The organism is Nitrincola sp. (assembly GCF_048264025.1).
Taxonomy (GTDB): Bacteria; Pseudomonadota; Gammaproteobacteria; order Pseudomonadales; family Balneatricaceae; genus Nitrincola.
The window spans coordinates 38622-58514 of the sequence record NZ_JBLXDN010000019.1; the positions used below are offsets into that span (position 1 = coordinate 38622).

Consider the following 19893-nt stretch of genomic DNA (forward strand, 5'->3'; position numbering starts at 1 on the left):
TCATGACTGCATTTGAACTGACGCTGGATGGCGTATCCGTCACCGCCTATGAAGGTGAAACCCTGTGGCAGGTTGCCAAGCGTGCCGGTGAAACCATTCCACACCTGTGCTTCAAAGATGCCCCAGGCTATCGGGCCGATGGTAACTGCCGTGCCTGTATGGTGGAAATTGAAGGCGAGCGTGTGCTGGCCGCCAGTTGTATTCGTGAAGCCACACCTGGCATGGTGGTGCATAGCCTGAATTCCAAACGTGCCATGACCGCCCGGGAAGGTGTGCTGGAGTTGCTGGTAGCCGATCAGCCAGAGCGTGAGCAGAGCCCGGATCGTGCCAGCCATTTCTGGCAAATGGCTGACCTGTTGGCAGTGGATGCTGCAGCGGTGAAGCAGAAGCTGCCTGCCAGAGCGACAGCACCTGAGCGTATTGACCGTTCACACAGTGCCATGGCAGTAAATCTGAATGCCTGTATCGACTGTAACCTGTGCGTTCGCGCCTGTCGGGAAGTGCAGGTAAACGATGTTATCGGTCTGGCGCATCGGGGTTCTGAATCTAAAATCGTATTTGATTTTGATGATCCGATGGGTAACAGCACCTGTGTTGCCTGTGGTGAGTGTGTACAGGCCTGTCCCACCGGTGCCCTGATGCCAGCGTCCCTGGTGAATGCCGAGGGTGTGGGTGATTCCTCAGCCATAGATAAACAGGTCGACTCGGTCTGCCCCTATTGTGGCGTGGGGTGTCAATTGACCTATCAGGTGCGTGACGACAAGATTGTGAATGTAGTCGGACGACAAGGCCCCTCAAACCTGGGACGTTTATGTGTCAAAGGGCGCTTTGGCTTTGATTATCCCAACCATGCCAGCCGCTTAACCCGACCGCTGATTCGGCGTAAAGGGGTGCCCAAGGGCATAGATCCCAATTTTGATCCGGCTAATCCGTTGACGCACTTTCGCGAAGCTGACTGGGATGAAGCCCTGGATGTAGCTGCTAGTGGCCTGTCGCATTTACGTGCCGCTTATGGTGCCGAAGCTCTGGCAGGGTTTGGCAGCGCCAAGTGTTCCAATGAAGAAGCCTGGCTGTTCCAGAAACTGGTCAGAACCGGTTTTGGCAGCAATAATGTCGATCACTGTACCCGTTTGTGTCACGCCAGCTCCGTGGCGGCACTGATTGAGTGTATCGGCACAGGTGCGGTGACCGCCTCTTTTATGCAGGCAACTCAGGCGGATGTGGTGATCCTGACCGGCTGTAACCCGGCGGTAAACCATCCGGTGGCGGCCACCTTCTTTAAGCAGGCGGCTAAAAAGGGCACCAAAATCATTATTATCGACCCGCGTGGGCAGGCACTGAGTGCCTATGCACACAAGGTATTACGTTTCTCTCCGGGCACTGATGTAGCGTTGTTTAATGCCCTGCTCAATGTGATCGTGACTGAAGAGCTTTATGATCAGCGTTATATTGATGAGCATACTCAAGGGTTTGAAGCACTGAAAATCCATGTCGCTGATATGACACCTGAGGCGATGTCCCCCTTGTGTGGTATCGAGCCAGAGGATATCCGTGAGGTGGCCCGCCTTTATGCTCAGGCTGACAAGGCGATGATTTTCTGGGGTATGGGCATTTCACAGCATACCCATGGTACAGACAACGCGCGCTGTCTGATCTCCCTGGCACTGGCCTGTGGCCAAACCGGTCGCCCTGGTACCGGTCTCCATCCGTTACGCGGGCAGAATAATGTACAGGGAGCCTCGGATGCCGGCTTGATACCCATGGTGATGCCGGATTATCAACCAGTCACCGATGCACAGGTAAAATCAGCCTTTGAAGAACTCTGGTCAACCCCTTTAAGTGGTAAGCCGGGTTTGACAGTAGTGGAAATCATCCACGCCATCGATGCCGGTAGCATCAAGGGCATGTATATTCTCGGTGAAAACCCGGCAATGTCTGATCCGGATCTGGAGCATGCGCGTGCGGCGCTGGCTAAACTGGAACACCTGGTAGTGCAGGATCTGTTTGTTACCGAAACCGCCCAGTTTGCCGATGTGATTCTGCCAGCCTCCGCCTGGGCCGAGAAGGATGGTACGGTGACCAATACCAACCGTCAGGTGCAAATGGGTCGTGCCGCTGTGCCTTTATCCGGTGAGGCTAAACCGGATTGGTGGATCATTCAGGCACTGGCTAACCGTATGGGATTGAACTGGCACTATCAGCATCCCCGTGATGTATTTGCCGAGATGAAGCAGGGGATGGCATCACTGGATCATATTAGTTGGGACAGGCTGGATGCAGAGCAGTCGGTGACCTATCCTTGTCCTGCAGAGGATCAGCCAGGACTGGATGTGGTTTATACGGATGCGTTCCCGACCGAGACTGGTAAAGCGCGCTTCTCGCCGACACGTCCACTGCCACCGGATGAACCGGTAGATGCCGACTTCCCGGTGGTATTAACCACGGGTCGTCAGTTGGAGCATTGGCATACTGGCTCCATGACTCGACGTACGCGGGTGTTGGATGCACTGGAGCCCGAGGCCGTGGCAAGCCTGGCACCGGCTGAATTGGCTAAATACGGGCTGCAACCGGGTGATGTGCTGACCATCACCACCCGACGTGGTGAAATCACGCTGACGGCACGTATGGATCCGCAGATGCCGGAGGGCATGGTGTTTGTACCTTTCTGCTATGTTGAAGCGGCCGCAAATATTTTAACTAACCCGGCACTGGATCCCTTTGGTAAAATACCGGAGTTTAAATATGCGGCTTGCCGCCTGAGTGCGGCTAAGGCTGCGGCAATGTCAGCATCTTGAGGGCATTTTGAGGATTAAGCGATGATGTTTGCTGATTTGGTCGATGAAGTCGATTTTCGTGAGCGCTTGCAAGCACTTGGCGCGGTTCTGCCCGCGGAGGCTGATCCGCAAACCTGTATTCGATTAGTTAAAGCACAGCATGCTGACAGGCCTTTACCGGGTCTGGATGAGCTGATTGGTGAGCTGTTAGCAAATCAAGGCTTGTTGCAGCCTGAAGTGAAACTGGCGCTGCAAGCCTATCAAACGCTATAGCTTACATTCGGGCCACTCACCAGCAGTTTCAACAGGTCACTACGACTGATGATACCGACTAAACGGTGCTCATCGATGCTGACGACTTGCAGGGCAGTGATTTTTTGGTCGATAAAAAACTGGGCGATGTCTCGAACCAGTGTATCTGTGGTTACAATAGCGACCTGGTGTGTTAGCAGTGAGGCAATAGCTTCTTCAGAATCTGTACCCGCTTGAATCAATTGGGTGCTATTGACCAGGCTGATGGGTTGCAGATTTGGGCCGACGACGACTAGGTGGTCGATCTCCGCTTTGTCGATTGTTTGCCAGGCGCTGGATATCGAGGTGGATGGGGTGATCGTGATCACCGGGCTGCTCATTATGTGCAGTGCCTGAAGTTTACGGCGCTCCTTCAGTGAGTCAGATTCTCTTTCGGTATCCAGGTAAATACGTGAACGTCCTGATAGCAGAGCAGAGTGTTCGCCAGTCAGGGGCGATAGCGCTTTACCTAGTTGGTTTGCGTGGTCAAACTGCTTATCTTTGCTAACAGCCTGAGCTTCTTCGACATTGCGCTCCCCGGTTAGCATACGTGCTGGTGGGTTAGTGATAAGTCCGTTGTCGTAAATCAGCAATGCCATGATATCTCCCTGTGATTATCCTGCTGTTAGTTAGGTTATATCGGCTGATAGTGATTAAATTTTAATCACTATGACATATTTTCTACAAAATAGGTGGCCTTAAAGGGGTCAGTACCCTTTTAATAGACCCCTTTATTTAAAGGGTACTGACCCCTTTTAGGTATTATTAGGAATTGAACATGCTAAAACGCTGGAGTAGAAGGATGGGCTGGGGTGTATTGCTGGGTTTGATGGCTATAGTACTGCTGCTGGTTTTACGTCAGCCTTCGCATCAAGGGCCCTGGTTGCTTGGTCAAACGCAATTGCCGGAAGTAACAGTCATGGATAGTCGCTATTTTTATGTCGATAATTTACGTGATTTCCGTTACAACTCCACTGGAGAAATACGCTCAGCAGATTATCGACAGTCTGTTTATGATATTGATCTGTTGGAGGATGTCTGGTTAGGCGTGTCACATTTTTCCGGTATGGGGTTAGCGCATGCTTTTGTCAGTTTTGGTTTTACCGATGGCCAATACCTGGCGGTTTCGTTTGAAGCGCGTTTACGGCCTGAGCAAGAATACAGCCCAGTAAAAGGCCTGCTGAATCAGTACCCTAAAATGCTGGTACTGGGTACGGAGGCCGACATTATAGGCCTGCGCAGCCATATACGTGGCGAGCGCGTTTTGCTCTATCGCCTGCAGTTGGATGAAGCGCAGCAAGCCTATCTTTTGCGTGGATTGATGGCGGATGTCACTGATATTCTTGAAAAACCGCGCTTCTACAATACGTTGTTAGATAACTGTGTCACCAGTTTACTACGCCATGATCCTGAACATTCGACTTGGTCAGGCCTGCTGGATTACCGAGTGTTGCTGCCAGGATTTGGTGATGGCTTTGCCCAGAAAAAAGGTTGGATCAGTGATGAACTGACACTGGATGAACTGCGTGAACAGGCCCGGGTTGATGGGACGATCAGTCCTGAAAACCCGGAGTATTCAGAACAAATTCGCGTCAGCAAAAAGGGGTCAGTACCCTTTATTTAAAAAATAAAGGGTACTGACCCCTTTTTTTAGTGGCCGGTGTTTTTGATGATGCGGTCGCTGTACCAGTTGATGAAATCGATCACGCCAAATTCGAAGGTTTCCGAATAAGGGCCGGGTTGGTAAGCGATGGAGTTGATACCACGCTGATTTTCTTCCGCCAGGACGCGGTCCTGATCATTGGTGGCATCCCAGACTTTGCGCATGTTCTCTGGATCATAATCAACACCTTCCACGGCATCCTTGTGTACCAGCCATTTGGTGGTGACCAGGGTTTTTTGTGGTCCCAGTGGCAGTACGCGGAATACGATGGTGTGATCACCCTGCCAGTGGTTCCAGGAGTTCGGCAGGTGCAGAATCCGCAGTGAACCCATATCCGGACTGGTAATGCGCCCCATGAGTTTTTTGCAGGCGGGCTTGCCATCCATAGTCATGGATACCACACCTTCGAGCAGTGGCGTGCGTGTCATGCGGTTGCGTTTACCGAAGTATTTCAGCGTATAGGGAACACGCATGTCATCCCAGTCTTTTTGCTTGCGTGCCACCAGCGCCTTGTATTCCGGCGTTGCCAGCGGATCGTCGGTGTCATCAAACTGTTGCAGAGAGTTGAGTAGTTCAGGATGTGAACCATTACAGTGGTAACACTCGCGATTATTTTCTATCACCAGCTTCCAGTTGGCGTCTTCAACTATATCGGATTGAACTGCTACTTTGAGGTTTTCTGTGTCATAAGGCTCTAAATAGTGTTCCAGTTCTTTGGTAAAGGCTTCAAATTCAGGCGGTTGTTCAGCCAGGCAGACAAAGATATAGCCTCCGGCTACTTTTACATTCACCGGCTTTAGGTTGTGTGCAGTCATATCAAACTGCGCGCTCATGTCAGAACCAACAAATAGCAGGCGACCATCCAGCTCGTAAGTCCACTTGTGGTAAGGGCACACCAGTTTTGCGACCTTGCCTTTTTCCGTGACACACAGACGAGAGCCTCGGTGACGGCAGACGTTGAAAAAGGCATGCACGGCACCTTCTGCACCGCGGATGATGACTATCGGATTTTCACCTATATTCAGGGTGATGAAGTTGCCCTTGGTGGGGATTTCGCAGGTCATACCGGCGAATATCCACTCTTTTTCGAAGATCTCCTGAATATCGAGCCTGTAGATGCGTCCATCATTGTAAAACGGCTGTTCAAGCGAGTGGTTGGGTTTGCGTTTGATCAGCATGGCAGCAGCCGTTTCGCGCACGCTTGCCAAGGGGTCTTCCAGCATCTGTGAGGTATTCAGGTTCATTGTACTTGTCCTGCTTTAGGGTCCAGGTTTAAAGTTTTACCGGGCTTCCGATATGTCCGTGAAGCAAGTGTGGAATAGAGCTGGACCAGACAGTTATTCACTGACGACATCCACAGGTTACAAAGCGACTTGGTAGATGAAAAAAACGCTCAAATCGGGGGGATTAGACTAGCTGATGTCGCAGACAGAACAATGGTCGTATCTGAGCAGGTCGACAATGTGCAGACAGGGCCAATAATGACAATGAACTGATCAACAGCTGATGGATGAAATGCATGACTGATACCTTCATGAACCCGATTACTACCCAGACCTGGTCTAACGGACGACACCTGGTGCGTTGCGTCAAGGTGATCCAGGAAACCTGGGATGTTCGAACCTTCTGCTTTATGGCAGAGCAGCCGGTACTGTTTTTCTTCAAGCCGGGCCAGTTCGTGACCCTGGAGTTGGAGATCGATGGTGTGCCGGTTATGCGTTCTTATACTATATCCAGTTCGCCGTCGGTGCCCTACAGTTTTTCCATTACCGTCAAGCGTATGCCGGGTGGCTTAGTGTCTAACTGGTTGCATGATAATCTTAAGCAGGGCGATGATCTGGCTGTTCACGGGCCGGTAGGTAATTTCAACTGTATCGACTATCCAGCCGAAAAAGCGTTGTTTTTATCCGGTGGTGTGGGCATCACCCCGCTGATGTCGATGGTGCGTTGGTATTTTGATACCAATGCCGCCATAGATATTAATTTCATCCACAGTGCCCGCTCGCCGAAGGATATTATTTATCACCGCGAGATGGAGCATATTTTTTCCCGTATCCCTGAGTTCAAGCTGCATATCGTCTGTGAGCGCAGTGATGAATTGGGTGAGTCCTGGTATGGTCTGCGCGGCTATGTTAATCAGCGCATGCTGGAATTGATCGCCCCAGACTATCTGGAGCGGGAAATTTTTTGCTGCGGCCCGACACCCTACATGAACGCGGTGAAGAATATCCTGCAACAAAACGGCTTCAATATGGCGCATTACCATGAAGAGTCCTTTGGTGCGACGCCCATTGAAGTCGAAGAAGAGGTGCTTGAACTGGTCGAGCAGGCCGAGCAAGCGGCCGAGGATGTTCAGCAGGCCGATCTGCTGCAGGTGGAGTTTGCCAGTTCCGGCAAAAGTGTACGCATCTTGCCCACTGAAACCGTGCATGCAGCGGCGTCAAAACTGGGGCTGCATATTCCTAAAGCCTGCGGTATGGGGATCTGTGGTACCTGCCGGGTCGAGCTTAAATCAGGCGAAGTGGAGATGGAGCACAATGGCGGTATCACCGATGAAGATGTGGCCGATGGCTATATTCTGTCTTGCTGTAGCCGACCCAAAGGCAATGTCGTGGTGGATTTCTGACAGCCCGAGTTTGTCAGGCTAAACTACAGGCCGTGTCGCAAATTGATATCCATGTCGCAAATGTATCACCTACTGACGCAGGTACACATCTGATTTTAGCTGTGTAGGGCTAACATCTGCTGCAAATGGCATTCAAGCCAGGTGTGGATGAATTTACAGGAGAACACAATGATCAACCGTGATGGTTATTCCCGACTCGACTCGATCCAGGCATATGATGCTGATCTGGCGCAGATGCTGAATGAAGAACAGCAACGTCAGGAAGCGCACATTGAGCTGATTGCGTCCGAAAACTATACCAGTATCCGGGTGATGGAAGCGCAGGGCGGGCAACTGACTAACAAGTACGCAGAAGGTTATCCGGGAAAGCGCTATTACGGCGGATGTGAAGCGGTTGATAAGGTCGAAGCGCTGGCAATTGAGCGTGCCTGCAAACTCTTCGGTGCCCGCTACGCTAATGTGCAGCCACACTCGGGTGCTCAGGCCAATGCGGCAGTATTTATGGCGATGGTGAATCCTGGCGATACTATTCTGGGAATGAGCCTGGCACATGGTGGACATCTGACCCATGGTGCCGCGCCTAACTTTTCTGGCAAGTATTACAAAGCGGTACAGTACGGACTGAATCCACAAACCGGAGAAATCGATTACGATGAGGTGGAGCGACTGGCACGTGAGCATCAGCCAAAGATGATCATTGCCGGATTTTCAGCCTATTCGCTGATTGTGGACTGGGCACGTTTTCGTCAAATCGCTGATGAAGTGGGTGCGGTACTGTTTGTGGATATGGCGCACATTGCCGGGTTGGTGGCGGCAGGACTGTATCCCAGCCCCTTACCCTTTGCCGATGTGGTTTCAACTACCACACACAAAACCCTGCGGGGTCCACGCGGTGGTTTGATTCTGACGGCAAGTGATGACGAGGCTTTGCATAAGAAGCTCAATGGAGCGGTCTTTCCAGGTCAGCAGGGCGGGCCCTTGATGCATGTGATTGCCGCCAAAGCAGTTGCCTTCAAAGAAGCGATGGAACCGGATTTTATCACCTACCAGCAGCATGTATTGGGTAATGCCCAGGCGATGGCTGGCGTGTTTATTGAACGTGGCTATGAGGTTATTTCCGGTGGTACTAAAGACCATCTGTTCCTCTTGTCGCTGATCAGTCAGGGTCTGACCGGAAAGGCTGCCGATGCTGCTTTGGGGCGTGCGCATATTACTGTCAACAAAAATTCGGTACCGAATGATCCGCAGAGTCCATTTGTGACTTCAGGGCTGCGTATTGGTACACCTGCAGTGACCTCGCGTGGTTTTGGCGTAAGTGAATGCCGTACCCTGTCGGGTTGGATCTGTGACATTCTGGATGTGATGAGTGCCGGTCAAGCAACTGATGCAATTGAAGCCAGCGTACGTGACAAAGTAGCTGAGCTTTGTGCCCGTTTCCCCGTTTACACCGAAACCCGCGCCTAGTCAGGCACAGGAGAATTTATAATGCAGCGTTATTCAGGTTTTGGTCTGGCCAAACATGCCCTGTCACACAATGAAAACTGGCAGCGCATGTGGCGCAACCCGACTCCCAAGAACAAATATGATGTGATCATCATCGGTGGTGGTGGTCACGGTCTGGCAACAGCGTACTACCTGGCCAAAGAGCACGGTATTACCAATGTGGCTGTGGTTGAAAAAGGTTGGCTGGGTGGTGGGAACACGGCACGTAATACCACTATCGTGCGTTCCAACTACCTTTGGGATGAGGCTGCAGCGCTTTATGAGCATTCGATGAAGCTTTGGGAAGGTTTGTCTCAGGATCTGAACTACAACGTGATGTTTTCCCAGCGCGGTGTACTCAATCTTGGCCATACCCTGCAGGATATGCGGGATATTCAGCGTCGCGTCAATGCTAACCGTCTTAACGGTATCGATGGTGAAGTGCTGGATGCCAAGCAGGTGCAGGAAATTTGTCCGATTCTGGATTGTTCAACAGCAACACGCTATCCGGTATTGGGTGCGTCCTGGCAGCCGCGTGCTGGTGTGGCGCGTCACGATGCAGTGGCCTGGGGCTTTGCCCGTGCGGCTGATGCCCTGGGTGTTGATCTGCTGCAGCAAACCGAAGTCACCGGCATGCGTATTGAAGATGGCCAGATTGTCGGGGTAGAAACCAATCGGGGCTTTATTGGTGCTGAAACAGTAGGTTGTGTGGCGGCCGGTAATTCCGGTGTGTTGTCACGTATGGCAGGAATCAAACTGCCGCTGGAATCACACCCCTTGCAGGCTTTGGTATCTGAGCCGATCAAGCCGATTCTGGATACCGTGGTCATGTCCAATCATGTACACGGCTATTGCAGCCAGTCGGATAAAGGCGATCTTGTCATTGGTGCCGGTATCGATGGATACAATGGCTATGGTCAGCGTGGTAGTTATCCGACCATTGAACATACCCTGCAGGCGATGGTGGAGATGTTCCCGATCTTCTCGCGGGTCCGCATGAACCGTCAGTGGGGCGGCATAGTAGACACCTGCCCGGATGCCTGTCCTATCCTGTCAGCCACCCCTGTGAAAGGCTTGTTCTTTAACTGTGGCTGGGGAACCGGTGGATTCAAGGCCACGCCGGGCTCCGGCAATGTGTTTGCCTGGACCCTGGCGAAGGGTTATGCCCATCCAATAGCGGCACCTTTCAGTATTGATCGCTTTGTCAGCGGTAAACTTATCGACGAGCACGGCGCTGCCGGCGTCGCCCACTAAGCAGAGGGAATACCATGTTACATATTTATTGTCCCTATTGCGGGGAGCATCGTGAACAGAGTGAGTTCCACCCCAAAGGCCAGGCGCATATCCTGCGCCCGAAAGATCCGGAGAATTGCTCTGACGAGGAGTGGGGTGATTACCTGTTTTACCGGGATAACCCACGGGGTATCCATCATGAAATGTGGGTGCATGCGACCGGCTGTCGCAAGTTTTTCAATGTGACCCGTCATACCGTCAGTTACGAAATTCTGGAAACCTACAAAATGGGCGAGCAACCCCAGATAACCGCACAGAGCCAGCCAACCGGAGGCGAAAAATGAGTCAGCCGAATCGTCTCGCTACAGGCGGATCTATCGACCGCAGCAAGCCCCTGAATTTCAGCTTTAACGGTATACGTTATACCGGCTACGAAGGTGATACCCTGGCATCGGCGCTGCTGGCGAATGGTGTCGATATTGTTAACCGCAGCTTCAAATATTCTCGTCCACGCGGCATTGTCGCGGCGGGTGCAGCTGAGCCCAATGCCGTGGTTCAGCTGGGCTCTACTGAGGCGGCACAAGTGCCCAACGTGCGTGCTACACAGCAGGCGCTCTATGAAGGTCTTTCAGCTCGCAGCACCAATGGTTGGCCTAACGTCAATAATGATGCCATGGGGCTGATGGGTAAGCTGGGCGGTCCTATGATGGGTCCAGGGTTTTACTACAAAACCTTTATGGCTCCGGCTTCCATGTGGATGACCTACGAAAAACTGATCCGTAAAGCCGCCGGCCTGGGGCGTGCCCCCAAGGAAAAGGACCCGGATATCTATGATCACTATAATCGTCATTGCGATCTATTGGTGATCGGCGCAGGTCCAGCGGGTTTGTCGGCGGCATTGATAGCGGCACGTAGTGGCGCACGAGTGATTCTGTGTGATGAACAGGAAGCCCTGGGTGGTTCCTTGTTGGATTCAGCTGATAGTCTGGATGGTCAGCCTGCAACACAGTGGGTTGAGTCAGTCGTGGCTGAGTTGTCAGGCATGGACGATGTGCTGTTACTGCCACGCACCACCGCTAACGGTTATCACGACCATAACTTTGTTACCCTGCATGAGCGGCGCACCGAGCATCTGGCGGATACCGCACCGGATAAAAATCAGGTGCGCAGCCGTATGCATCATATCCGAGCCAGACAGGTGATTCTGGCAACCGGTGCGCATGAGCGCCCCGTCGTTTATGCCAATAATGATGTGCCAGGTAACATGCTGGCCAGTGCAGTATCCACTTATATTCGCCGTTATGGCGTGGCGCCTGGTAACAAGCTGGTGGTGACTACAGCTAATGATAGTGGCTATCAGGCGGCCCTGGATTGGCATGGCGCTGGTCGTGAAGTGGTTGCCGTGGTGGACTGCCGTACCAACCCTGAAGGCGATCTTGTCAAGGCAGCACGTCAAAAAGGTATACGTATTATTACTGGCAGTGCGGTGTTTGAAGGCAAAGGCAGCAAACGGGTTACTGCAGCGCGTGTAGCCGGTGTTGATCTGCAGGCGTTTAAACTTACCGGTACCCCTGAAGATCTGCCTTGCGATACGATTGCCAGTTCCGGTGGTTTCAGCCCTGTAGTACATCTGTCGGCACATACCGGTGTGCGTCCAGTTTGGGATGATGAAGCCATAGGCTTTGTTCCTGGTTTAGTTAAAGGCATGATTCCTGCTGGTGGTGCTAATGCAATTTACCCTCTGGCTGATGTGCTTAAGTCTGGCCTGAATTCAGCCGTTCAAGCCTTGACGGCCTGCGGTTATCAGCCCGTCGAAACCAAGCTGCCCAAAGCGGGTCGCAGGCTGGAAAGTACAGCAGTTGCGCTGTTTCAGGTACCACACCTGAAGCCGACAACCCGTGCACCCAAGCAGTTTGTGGACCTGCAGAACGATGTCACTGCTGCGGGTATTGAGATAGCTACTCGCGAAGGCTTCGAGTCTATCGAACATGTCAAACGCTATACCGCGCTGGGCTTTGGTACGGATCAAGGCAAGTTGGGCAATATTAACGGCATGGCGATAGCAGCCCGGGTGTTAGGGCAGACCATCCCTGAAACCGGCACCACTGTGTTCCGTCCCAATTATACCGGTATCAGCTTTGGGGCCATTGCCGGGCGTCACTGCGGTGATCTGTTTGATCCGGAACGTTACACAGCCATGCATGCCTGGCATCTGGCGCGTGGCGCCAGATTTGAGGATGTCGGTCAGTGGAAACGCCCCTGGTATTTCCCGTTGGGTAACGAAACCATGCATGAGGCCGTCGCACGCGAGTGCCTGGCAGTACGTGAAAAAGTTGGCATCCTCGATGCGTCAACACTGGGTAAAATTGATATTCAAGGTAAGGATTCGCGCGAATTTCTGGCCCGTGTGTACACCAACAAATGGGCACAGCTGGGTCTGAATAAGTGCCGCTACGGGCTGATGTGTAAAGATGACGGCATGGTCATGGATGATGGTGTCACCACCTGTCTGGGGGATGACCACTTCCTTATGACCACGACCACAGGCGGTGCTGCCGGTATTCTGGAGTGGTTGGAACTTTGGCACCAGACTGAATGGCCGGAACTGGACGTCTATTTCAACAGCGTAACCGATCATTGGGCCACCATGACTATCACTGGTCCACGTGCCCGCGATTTGCTGTCAGAAATCACTGATATTGATCTGTCCAAAGACAATTTCAAATTCATGGAATGCCGTGAAGGGCAGGTGGCCGATGTGCCTGCACGTGTTTATCGTATCTCCTTCACAGGTGAGCTGACTTATGAGATCAACGTGCAGGCTAATTATGCCATGCATGTCTGGAACGCCTTGTTTGAACATGAAGCCAAATATGGTCTGACGCCTTATGGCACGGAAACCATGCATGTGCTGCGTGCCGAGAAAGGCTTCATCATTGTCGGTCAGGATACCGACGGTTCGGTCACGCCAGAAGATCTGGGGATGCAGTGGTGTGTCGGTTACGACAAGCCCTTTTCCTGGATCGGCAAGCGAGCATTGACTCGTCCTGATACCCGGCGTAAGGACCGTAAGCAGATGGTGGGTTTGAAGCCCGTTGATCCGACCGTGGTGTTACAGGAAGGTGCACAGATCGTGCTGGACCCGAATCAGTCCATTCCAATGAAAATGATGGGTCATGTAACGTCCAGTTACTACAGTTCAACACTTGGGCATGGCTTTGCGCTGGCATTAGTAGTCGGTGGTGCTGAGCGTATGGGCGAGAAAGTGTATATGCCGATGGCGGATGGCAAGGTACATGAAGCCGAGATTGTCAGTCCTGTCTTCCTGGACCCGAAAGGAGAGCGTCAGAATGTCTAACGTAGCTGTATTTGATCAATGTGCGGGTGCCGGGGTGATTGCTGAATCACCACTGAGTCATGTGAGTGGCAAAAAAGGAGGCACGGCTCCGGGTGTGATTTTGCGTGAAAAAGCCTTTCTCGGCTATCTGACCTTGCGGGGTAATGCGGCTGACCAGGCCTTTTGTGACGCCGTGCAACAGGTGTTGGGTATGGCGTTACCCACAGAGCCTTTGGCCTTATATATAAATATTGACAAGGGCTCCAGTATTCAGTGGATAGCACCTGATGAGTGGCTAATTTTGCTGCCAGGCGGTAGCGAATATGAAACTGAATTGGCCTTCAGAGCGGCGTTTTCCGGGCATTTTGCGCTGGTTAACATCAGTGGAGGCCAGACGCTGTTGACGCTGACAGGCCCTGCAGCCCGTGATGTGCTGCATAAATCTACTGGTTACGATGTGCATCCGCGTAACTTTCCGGTGGGTAAGGGCGTCACCACCACCTTTGCTAAAGCGACGGCGGTGATTCGTCGTCCATCAGAGGATGTTTGGGAGTTGGTGGTGCGCCGCAGTTTTGCCGATTACTGCTATCGTTGGCTGGTGGATGCCAGCCGGGAATTCGGCCTGGATGCCGAAATATAACATAATAAACACGGGTGGCCGGTCGTGCTGAAATACACCATCGGACCACTCTGATTACGAGGTAGTCTATGAGCAGAACACAGGGTAGCTGGATTTTTACCGCCCAATGTCCCAGTCGTATCGGTACAGTCGATGTGGTTACACGTTTTTTGCGCGAGGAAAACTGTTATATCACCGAGTTGAATTCCTTCGATGATAAGGAAAGTCTGGGGTTTGTGATTCGCGTTGAGTTCAGACCTGAGCAATCTGGTTTTGATGCAGAGGGTTTTTTACAGCGCTTTACACCCAGAGCGGCCGGTTTTGCTATGCAGTTTGAACTGACAGCGCCAGATGCACGCATGCCGGTGGTGATTATGGTGTCTAAATCAGATCACTGTTTGAATGACTTGCTATACCGTTACCGTACAGGGCAACTGGCTATTGATATACGTGCGATCATATCAAACCATCCCGATCTGGAACCCTTGGCGAAGTGGCATAACCTGCCGTATTACCATTTCCCGATTACGGCTGAAACACGTGCCGAACAGGAAGCTCAGGTTTCTCGGGTTATTGAAGAAACGGGTGCTGAACTGGTGGTGCTGGCGCGCTATATGCAAGTACTGTCAACGGAGATGTGCGAAAAACTGTCTGGCAAGGCGATCAATATCCACCATTCTCTGTTGCCAGGCTTCAAAGGTGCGAGACCGTACCATCAGGCCTATGACAAAGGTGTTAAGCTGGTCGGCGCAACGGCACATTATATCAATAATGATCTGGATGAAGGCCCCATTATTGCGCAAGGGGTGGAGCCGGTAACTCACACTCACTATCCGGAAGATCTGATCGAAAAAGGCCGTGATATCGAGTGCTTAACTCTGGCGCGGGCTGTCAGTTATCATATTGAGCGTCGTGTATTTCTGCAAAAAGGCAAAACAGTGGTGTTTGCCAGTTAAACGTTATAACAATAAATAGGGTAGTCGAGAATCATCATGTCCATCAGTGTGTTTGATCTGTTTAAAATTGGTGTGGGGCCGTCCAGCTCCCATACCGTCGGGCCGATGAGTGCCGCGTGTGATTTTGTTGAAGAGTTGATCAAACGCCAGTGTATGCTGCAAATAACACAACTGCAGGTGCGCCTGTATGGTTCGTTATCGGCAACGGGTAAAGGGCATGCCACAGACCGTGCCGTGATAATGGGACTAATGGGTGAACGTCCTGCCCAGATCGATCCAGACGTTATCGCACCGCGGATTGACGAACTGTTGGCGAGTGGTCAGTTGCTGCTGAATCAGCAACAAGCGATAGCGTTCGACTGGGACAAGGACATGATTTTCCTTGAAGAGGTGTTACCCGGCCATCCGAATGCGATGTCGATAACCGCCTTGGGGGATTCAGGGGTTATCTATGAGAATACTTATTACTCTATAGGGGGCGGTTTTGTGCTGACAGCCGCCCAGGCAGCCGAGGATAAGCTGGTATTGCATACCTCTGCATTACCCTATGATTTCAATACCGCTGAAGAATTGCTGCGTCTGTGTAAACAGCACTCTTTGTCGATCAGTGAGCTGATGCTTGAAAATGAAAAAGTCTGGCGCAGCGAGCAAGAGATACGTGATGGTCTTTGGACTATCTGGCAGGCGATGCATGCCTGCGTTGAGAATGGCCTGAAGCATGGCGGTATATTACCGGGTGGCTTGAATGTGCGCCGTCGCGCCCCTGCCTTCTATGAACGCCTGAAAGCGGTTGAACAGAATAAAAACGTCATTGCCAGTAATTTCTCGGTTATGGACTGGGTCAATGTCTATGCTTTGGCTGTTAATGAAGAGAATGCCGCCGGTGGGCGCATGGTCACAGCGCCAACTAATGGTGCGGCAGGGATTATTCCGGCGGTGCTTTGCTATTACATGCAATTTGAACCCACAGCGTCTGAAAAGCATCTGGTTGATTTTCTGTTGGCCGCCGGGGCCGTAGGTATTCTGTGCAAAAAGAACGCCTCGATTTCCGGTGCCGAAGTGGGTTGTCAGGGCGAAGTGGGGTCGGCCTGTGCCATGGCGGCAGCCGGTTTATGCGAAGTCCTGGGCGGTACACCTCTGCAGGTGGAGAATGCGGCTGAAATCGGTTTGGAACATAACCTGGGATTAACCTGTGATCCGGTTGGCGGCCTGGTGCAGGTGCCCTGTATCGAGCGCAATGCCATCGCTTCAATCAAGGCGATCAATGCGGCTCAGATGGCACTGCGTGGCGATGGTGAACACTTTATCTCGCTGGATAAAGTCATTCGTACCATGCGCGATACCGGCCGTGATATGCAGGACAAGTACAAAGAAACCTCTCGCGGCGGTTTGGCGGTTAATGCGATTGAGTGTTGAGAAGGGTGGACAGCACCCATCCTAACGATTGTGTTAGCGATGGGCGCTGTTGGTATTGTTTCAGTGCAGCAGAATACTGGCAAAAGTCGGTTCGTCGCGAGCCTGGGCCAGGGCTTTCATCGCGGCTGAAACTCTGACTTCAGGTGCCGGTGGTTGACCTGTAGCACCTGCAGCCAGCTCCGGTGGCAGTTTCTGACTGTGCAGCACTGGATTGAGTGGACGATGGTTGGTCATTCCCAGGCGTTCTTCACGTGGAGGTAGACCAAAATATTCACGGTAGCATTTGGAAAAATGCGGTGTGGACGCAAATCCGCAAGCGGAAGCCACCTCAATAATGGATAAGCCACTTTGCTTCAGCAATTGTCTAGCCCGAACCAGACGTAACTTCAGGTAATAACGTGAGGGCGAACAGCTCAGGTATTTCTGAAACAGCCGTTCCAGTTGGCGACGTGACAGGCTGGCATAGCTGGCCAGTTCATCCAGCGTCAGCAACTCTTCCAGGTTGGATTCCATCAGTGCAACGATTTCCAGAAGCTTCGGTTGGGTGGAACCCAAAACATGCTTGAGTGGCACGCGTTGCTGGTCCTGCTCATTACGCACACGGTCATAAATGAACATGTCCGAGATGCCTGCTGACAGGTCTTTGCCATGCTCACGGGCGATCAGGTTCAGCATCATATCCAGAGGCGCGGTGCCCCCTGATGACGTCATACGGTCTCTGTCTATACTGAACAGCCGTGATGACAATTCAACCTTAGGAAAGGCCTCTTTCAACGAGGCAATACACTCCCAGTGAATACTCGCTTCGTAGTGATCCAGTAAGCCCGCTTGCGCCAATACCCAACTACCGGTACAGATGGCTCCCAGCTTGCGGTGCAGACGTGCTTGCTGCTGTAACCAGGCAAAATGTTCCCGTGAAGCACTGTGCTGAGCAGCATAACCACCACAGACGATGACGATATCCAGTGCCAGCATCTCTTCCATCGGGGTATCGGGTGTAACAGTGAGTCCATCACTGGCCTGGACTTGATGGCCACCTGGTGTCAGGGTAAACCATTGATAGAGTTCAGAGCCGGACAGTTGATTGGCCATGCGCAGGGGTTCTATCGCTGACGCGAGCGAAATCAGAGTAAAGTTATTCATCAACAAAAAGCCAATAGTCACTGGCTTTTTAGCGAGATTGACAGATTTGGACAGCGGAGCTGCACCCTTGGGGGTAAAAGACATTGACATAACTCCAGGTTGTGTTGTCAGCATTGCACTTCGGATAGGTCATCCGAGTGTCGGACATGTTATTTTTATAATGGCGGGCATACGATCAGTATGCACAGAACCTCGATGTCGTTTTCGGGCACGTTCAAGCCTAAATGTAATGCAAATGTCGCAAATAGGCATGTAATTTTTATGTTTCACACATAAAATAACTATTGCCATACAGCAATAATAAATCATGTAAGATCTAACGCCTTGATAAGGATTCATAATGAATCATTGGGACAGGATAGAAGCTTTTACCGAAGTGGTCAGGTTAGGCACCTTTTCTGCTGCTGCCAGGCATCTGAATGTATCGGCATCACATATTAGCCGGCTGGTAGTAAAGCTGGAACAGCAGCTAGGTACGCAGCTGCTTTATCGTACCACGCGAAAGATCAGATTGACGGATGCCGGGCGGCTCTACTACGAGCACTGCAAACACCTGTTTGAGGGCTTCAGAGAGGCCGAGTCGGCAATCAATGATTTACAGAGCAGTCCTCGTGGTGTGTTGAAAATAACTGCCGGTTATACCTTTGGTGAGCGTTATATCGCGCCTTTGATCAATGCGTTTATGCTACTGCACCCTCAACTGGAGGTACGCCTGCATCTGACTAATCGCCGCGTGGATCTGATCGAAGAGGGTTATGATCTGGCAATACGCATAGGTCCTATGGAGGATTCATCGCTGATTGCGCGCCGCCTCTGGACACGAGAGGAGATGGTCGTGGCATCACCGGCTTATCTTGCAGAGCAAGGAGTGCCTTTGACCCTGATGGACCTGTCAAGGCACCAGTGTTTGATTGGATCACGGGATCGCTGGCTGTTTTTGGATCAGGGTACACGACGGGAGATGCGTGTGCAGGGACGTTTACATGCTAACTCCGGTATCGTCTTATTGGATGCGGCGTTAAAGGGTATGGGGTTAGTGCAGTTGCCTGCCTATTATATTGCAGAGTACCTGGAGAAAGGCGAGTTGGTGCCGGTGCTGCAGGATTTTGCTTTTAAAGACTCGGCCATCTGGGTGGTTTATCCCCAGCACCGTCATTTGTCCTCCAAGGTGCGTATGTTTATCGATTTTTTAGTTGAGGAAATAGAACAGAGTCATGGCATCTAAAATAGCGACGCACCTGATTACCGGGTTTCTCGGCAGTGGTAAAACCACAGCGATCAAAGCCCTGATCGCGCAAAAGCCGCAAGATGAGAACTGGGCCATAATTGTCAATGAGTTTGGTCAGGTGGGTGTAGACCCCATGGCAATTGAGACCCGTGATGATCTGCAATTGACCCCTTTGGTTGGTGGCTGTGTCTGCTGCCAGCTTGGTAGTGAACTGCATGCCAGTCTGAAAACGCTGTTGGAGACGCAGCATTTTGATCGTTTACTGATCGAACCCACCGGCATGGGGCATCCTGCCGGTATCCTGGATACCCTGCGAAAGCCCTTTTTTAAGCCGCACCTGGATCTGCGCGCGGTTATCTGCCTGGTTGATCCGCGCCAATTGGCTGATGCAGCGCTGATTCAGGACCAAACCTTTCTCGATCAGATCAATATGGCCGATGTAGTGATTGCCAATAAAGCTGACCTGGCCACAGATGAGGATTTAAAGGCTCTGGAAAGTATGGTTCTGTCGCTCTATCCACCCAAGCAACACTACCTGACCGCCTGCCAGGGTAATTTTGATTTAGCGTTACTGGACTGTGTCCGTGATGGTCTGTTTCAGGCGGTGTTTCCGACTTCACACCTGAGTCATGATACTCACCAGCATGAGCCACATCATCACCATTCAGATCCAGTAACACTAACGCCGCCACAACCAGAGCCCTGTCAACCCGTGCGTCAAATGAGTGAAGGTCTGGGGCGGGTTAGCTGTGGCTGGATTTTTCATCCGGAGGATATTTTCCCCTTCGATGAGCTGGAAACGCTGCTGGCTGGCATTGAAGGGGTTGAGCGGATTAAAGGCGCATTTCGCCTGGGGTTACCCTGGGTGTTTATCAATCGTGTCGGTGCTGAAATGGACTATGATCATATCAGTTACCGGCGTGATTCTCGGGTGGAAATCATTGCCCGTCAGCCGCTGGACTGGGATGCGATAGAGCGTGAGTTGATCCAGTTGACCCAGATTGGGGTTAATTCACCCTATCGGGACCTTTAGTCAATAAGTGATTGTTTCAGTATGGCAAGAGTCATTTTCAACTGAAGCTGCAATCACTGTGCTGTGAAAATTTATAATGGCGCGCAATCGAT

Annotated in this window: 16 protein-coding genes; 13 read left to right on the forward strand and 3 right to left on the reverse strand. The window is 51.8% G+C overall.

Translation table 11 applies throughout. The features are described 5' to 3' along the window. Positions 1–2: 2 nt before the first annotated feature. Entirely contained in the window at positions 3–2795 is a 2793-nt protein-coding gene (fdhF, locus tag ACN0R1_RS13955; protein ID WP_417583872.1) for a formate dehydrogenase subunit alpha, read from the forward strand. A 21-nt stretch (positions 2796–2816) separates the two neighbouring features. Then, positions 2817–3047 (forward strand): hypothetical protein, encoded by a 231-nt coding sequence (locus ACN0R1_RS13960; RefSeq protein ID WP_417583874.1) that lies wholly within the window; start codon positions 2817–2819, stop codon positions 3045–3047. On the opposite strand, the gene ACN0R1_RS13965 is transcribed toward ACN0R1_RS13960, so the two are convergent. Continuing rightward, entirely contained in the window at positions 3035–3664 is a 630-nt protein-coding gene (locus ACN0R1_RS13965) for an HPP family protein (protein ID WP_417583876.1), read from the reverse strand. The two genes, ACN0R1_RS13960 and ACN0R1_RS13965, sit on opposite strands and share 13 nt — an antisense overlap. A gap of 179 nt (positions 3665–3843) precedes the next feature. On the opposite strand from ACN0R1_RS13965, the gene ACN0R1_RS13970 reads away from it, so the two are divergent. Then, positions 3844–4689 (forward strand): DUF4105 domain-containing protein, encoded by an 846-nt coding sequence (locus ACN0R1_RS13970; RefSeq protein WP_417583878.1) that lies wholly within the window; start codon positions 3844–3846, stop codon positions 4687–4689. A gap of 26 nt (positions 4690–4715) precedes the next feature. Here the strand turns inward: ACN0R1_RS13970 and ACN0R1_RS13975 are convergent, their stop codons facing one another. Continuing rightward, positions 4716–5972, reverse strand: coding sequence for an aromatic ring-hydroxylating oxygenase subunit alpha (locus tag ACN0R1_RS13975; RefSeq protein WP_417583880.1), 1257 nt, complete (start codon positions 5970–5972; stop codon positions 4716–4718). A 275-nt stretch (positions 5973–6247) separates the two neighbouring features. On the opposite strand from ACN0R1_RS13975, the gene ACN0R1_RS13980 reads away from it, so the two are divergent. The 8 genes from ACN0R1_RS13980 to ACN0R1_RS14015 all read left to right on the forward strand — a co-directional run bounded on the left by ACN0R1_RS13980 (position 6248) and on the right by ACN0R1_RS14015 (position 16397). Continuing rightward, on the forward strand, positions 6248–7354 hold the full coding sequence (locus ACN0R1_RS13980; RefSeq protein WP_417583882.1) for an FAD-binding oxidoreductase: 1107 nt from the start codon (positions 6248–6250) through the stop codon (positions 7352–7354). Positions 7355–7522: 168 nt separating this feature from the next. Continuing rightward, a complete protein-coding gene (glyA, locus tag ACN0R1_RS13985; RefSeq protein ID WP_417583884.1) occupies positions 7523–8818 on the forward strand; it encodes a serine hydroxymethyltransferase in 1296 nt (431 codons plus the stop codon). 21 nt (positions 8819–8839) lie between these two features. Then, positions 8840–10090, forward strand: a complete 1251-nt coding sequence (locus ACN0R1_RS13990; protein WP_417583886.1) for a sarcosine oxidase subunit beta family protein — start codon at positions 8840–8842, stop codon at positions 10088–10090. Positions 10091–10104: 14 nt separating this feature from the next. After that, the gene (locus tag ACN0R1_RS13995; RefSeq protein WP_417583888.1) at positions 10105–10413 is read left to right on the forward strand and encodes a sarcosine oxidase subunit delta; all 309 of its coding nucleotides are present in this window, start codon (positions 10105–10107) and stop codon (positions 10411–10413) included. After that, positions 10410–13427: a sarcosine oxidase subunit alpha gene (locus tag ACN0R1_RS14000; RefSeq protein ID WP_417583890.1), complete on the forward strand. Its 3018-nt coding sequence runs from the start codon at positions 10410–10412 to the stop codon at positions 13425–13427. The genes ACN0R1_RS13995 and ACN0R1_RS14000 overlap by 4 nt, the downstream gene beginning before the upstream one ends. Continuing rightward, positions 13420–14046 carry a sarcosine oxidase subunit gamma gene (locus ACN0R1_RS14005; protein WP_417583892.1) on the forward strand — a complete coding sequence of 209 codons (627 nt, stop codon included), beginning with the start codon at positions 13420–13422 and terminating at the stop codon, positions 14044–14046. The genes ACN0R1_RS14000 and ACN0R1_RS14005 overlap by 8 nt, the downstream gene beginning before the upstream one ends. A gap of 68 nt (positions 14047–14114) precedes the next feature. Beyond that, positions 14115–14981 carry a formyltetrahydrofolate deformylase gene (gene purU / locus ACN0R1_RS14010; protein WP_417583894.1) on the forward strand — a complete coding sequence of 289 codons (867 nt, stop codon included), beginning with the start codon at positions 14115–14117 and terminating at the stop codon, positions 14979–14981. Between the two features lie 36 nt (positions 14982–15017). Further along, on the forward strand, positions 15018–16397 hold the full coding sequence (locus tag ACN0R1_RS14015) for an L-serine ammonia-lyase (protein ID WP_417583896.1): 1380 nt from the start codon (positions 15018–15020) through the stop codon (positions 16395–16397). A 60-nt stretch (positions 16398–16457) separates the two neighbouring features. Here ACN0R1_RS14015 and ACN0R1_RS14020 read toward each other — a convergent pair whose 3' ends face one another. Beyond that, positions 16458–17624 carry a GlxA family transcriptional regulator gene (locus tag ACN0R1_RS14020; protein WP_417583898.1) on the reverse strand — a complete coding sequence of 389 codons (1167 nt, stop codon included), beginning with the start codon at positions 17622–17624 and terminating at the stop codon, positions 16458–16460. 256 nt (positions 17625–17880) lie between these two features. Here ACN0R1_RS14020 and ACN0R1_RS14025 point away from each other — a divergent pair, with 256 nt between their 5' ends. After that, a complete protein-coding gene (locus tag ACN0R1_RS14025; RefSeq protein WP_417583900.1) occupies positions 17881–18765 on the forward strand; it encodes a LysR family transcriptional regulator in 885 nt (294 codons plus the stop codon). After that, positions 18755–19801, forward strand: coding sequence for a CobW family GTP-binding protein (locus tag ACN0R1_RS14030; protein WP_417583902.1), 1047 nt, complete (start codon positions 18755–18757; stop codon positions 19799–19801). The genes ACN0R1_RS14025 and ACN0R1_RS14030 overlap by 11 nt, the downstream gene beginning before the upstream one ends. Positions 19802–19893: the final 92 nt, after the last annotated feature.

Bases quoted from the DNA above. Each gene is read 5' to 3' on its own strand.
- fdhF (WP_417583872.1), top strand. From the start codon at position 3: ATGACTGCATTTGAACTGACGCTGGATGGCGTATCCGTCACCGCCTAT.
- ACN0R1_RS13960 (WP_417583874.1), top strand. From the start codon at position 2,817: ATGATGTTTGCTGATTTGGTCGATGAAGTCGATTTTCGTGAGCGCTTG.
- ACN0R1_RS13965 (WP_417583876.1), bottom strand. From the start codon at position 3,664: ATGGCATTGCTGATTTACGACAACGGACTTATCACTAACCCACCAGCA.
- ACN0R1_RS13970 (WP_417583878.1), top strand. From the start codon at position 3,844: ATGCTAAAACGCTGGAGTAGAAGGATGGGCTGGGGTGTATTGCTGGGT.
- ACN0R1_RS13975 (WP_417583880.1), bottom strand. From the start codon at position 5,972: ATGAACCTGAATACCTCACAGATGCTGGAAGACCCCTTGGCAAGCGTG.
- ACN0R1_RS13980 (WP_417583882.1), top strand. From the start codon at position 6,248: ATGACTGATACCTTCATGAACCCGATTACTACCCAGACCTGGTCTAAC.
- glyA (WP_417583884.1), top strand. From the start codon at position 7,523: ATGATCAACCGTGATGGTTATTCCCGACTCGACTCGATCCAGGCATAT.
- ACN0R1_RS13990 (WP_417583886.1), top strand. From the start codon at position 8,840: ATGCAGCGTTATTCAGGTTTTGGTCTGGCCAAACATGCCCTGTCACAC.
- ACN0R1_RS13995 (WP_417583888.1), top strand. From the start codon at position 10,105: ATGTTACATATTTATTGTCCCTATTGCGGGGAGCATCGTGAACAGAGT.
- ACN0R1_RS14000 (WP_417583890.1), top strand. From the start codon at position 10,410: ATGAGTCAGCCGAATCGTCTCGCTACAGGCGGATCTATCGACCGCAGC.
- ACN0R1_RS14005 (WP_417583892.1), top strand. From the start codon at position 13,420: ATGTCTAACGTAGCTGTATTTGATCAATGTGCGGGTGCCGGGGTGATT.
- purU (WP_417583894.1), top strand. From the start codon at position 14,115: ATGAGCAGAACACAGGGTAGCTGGATTTTTACCGCCCAATGTCCCAGT.
- ACN0R1_RS14015 (WP_417583896.1), top strand. From the start codon at position 15,018: ATGTCCATCAGTGTGTTTGATCTGTTTAAAATTGGTGTGGGGCCGTCC.
- ACN0R1_RS14020 (WP_417583898.1), bottom strand. From the start codon at position 17,624: ATGTCTTTTACCCCCAAGGGTGCAGCTCCGCTGTCCAAATCTGTCAAT.
- ACN0R1_RS14025 (WP_417583900.1), top strand. From the start codon at position 17,881: ATGAATCATTGGGACAGGATAGAAGCTTTTACCGAAGTGGTCAGGTTA.
- ACN0R1_RS14030 (WP_417583902.1), top strand. From the start codon at position 18,755: ATGGCATCTAAAATAGCGACGCACCTGATTACCGGGTTTCTCGGCAGT.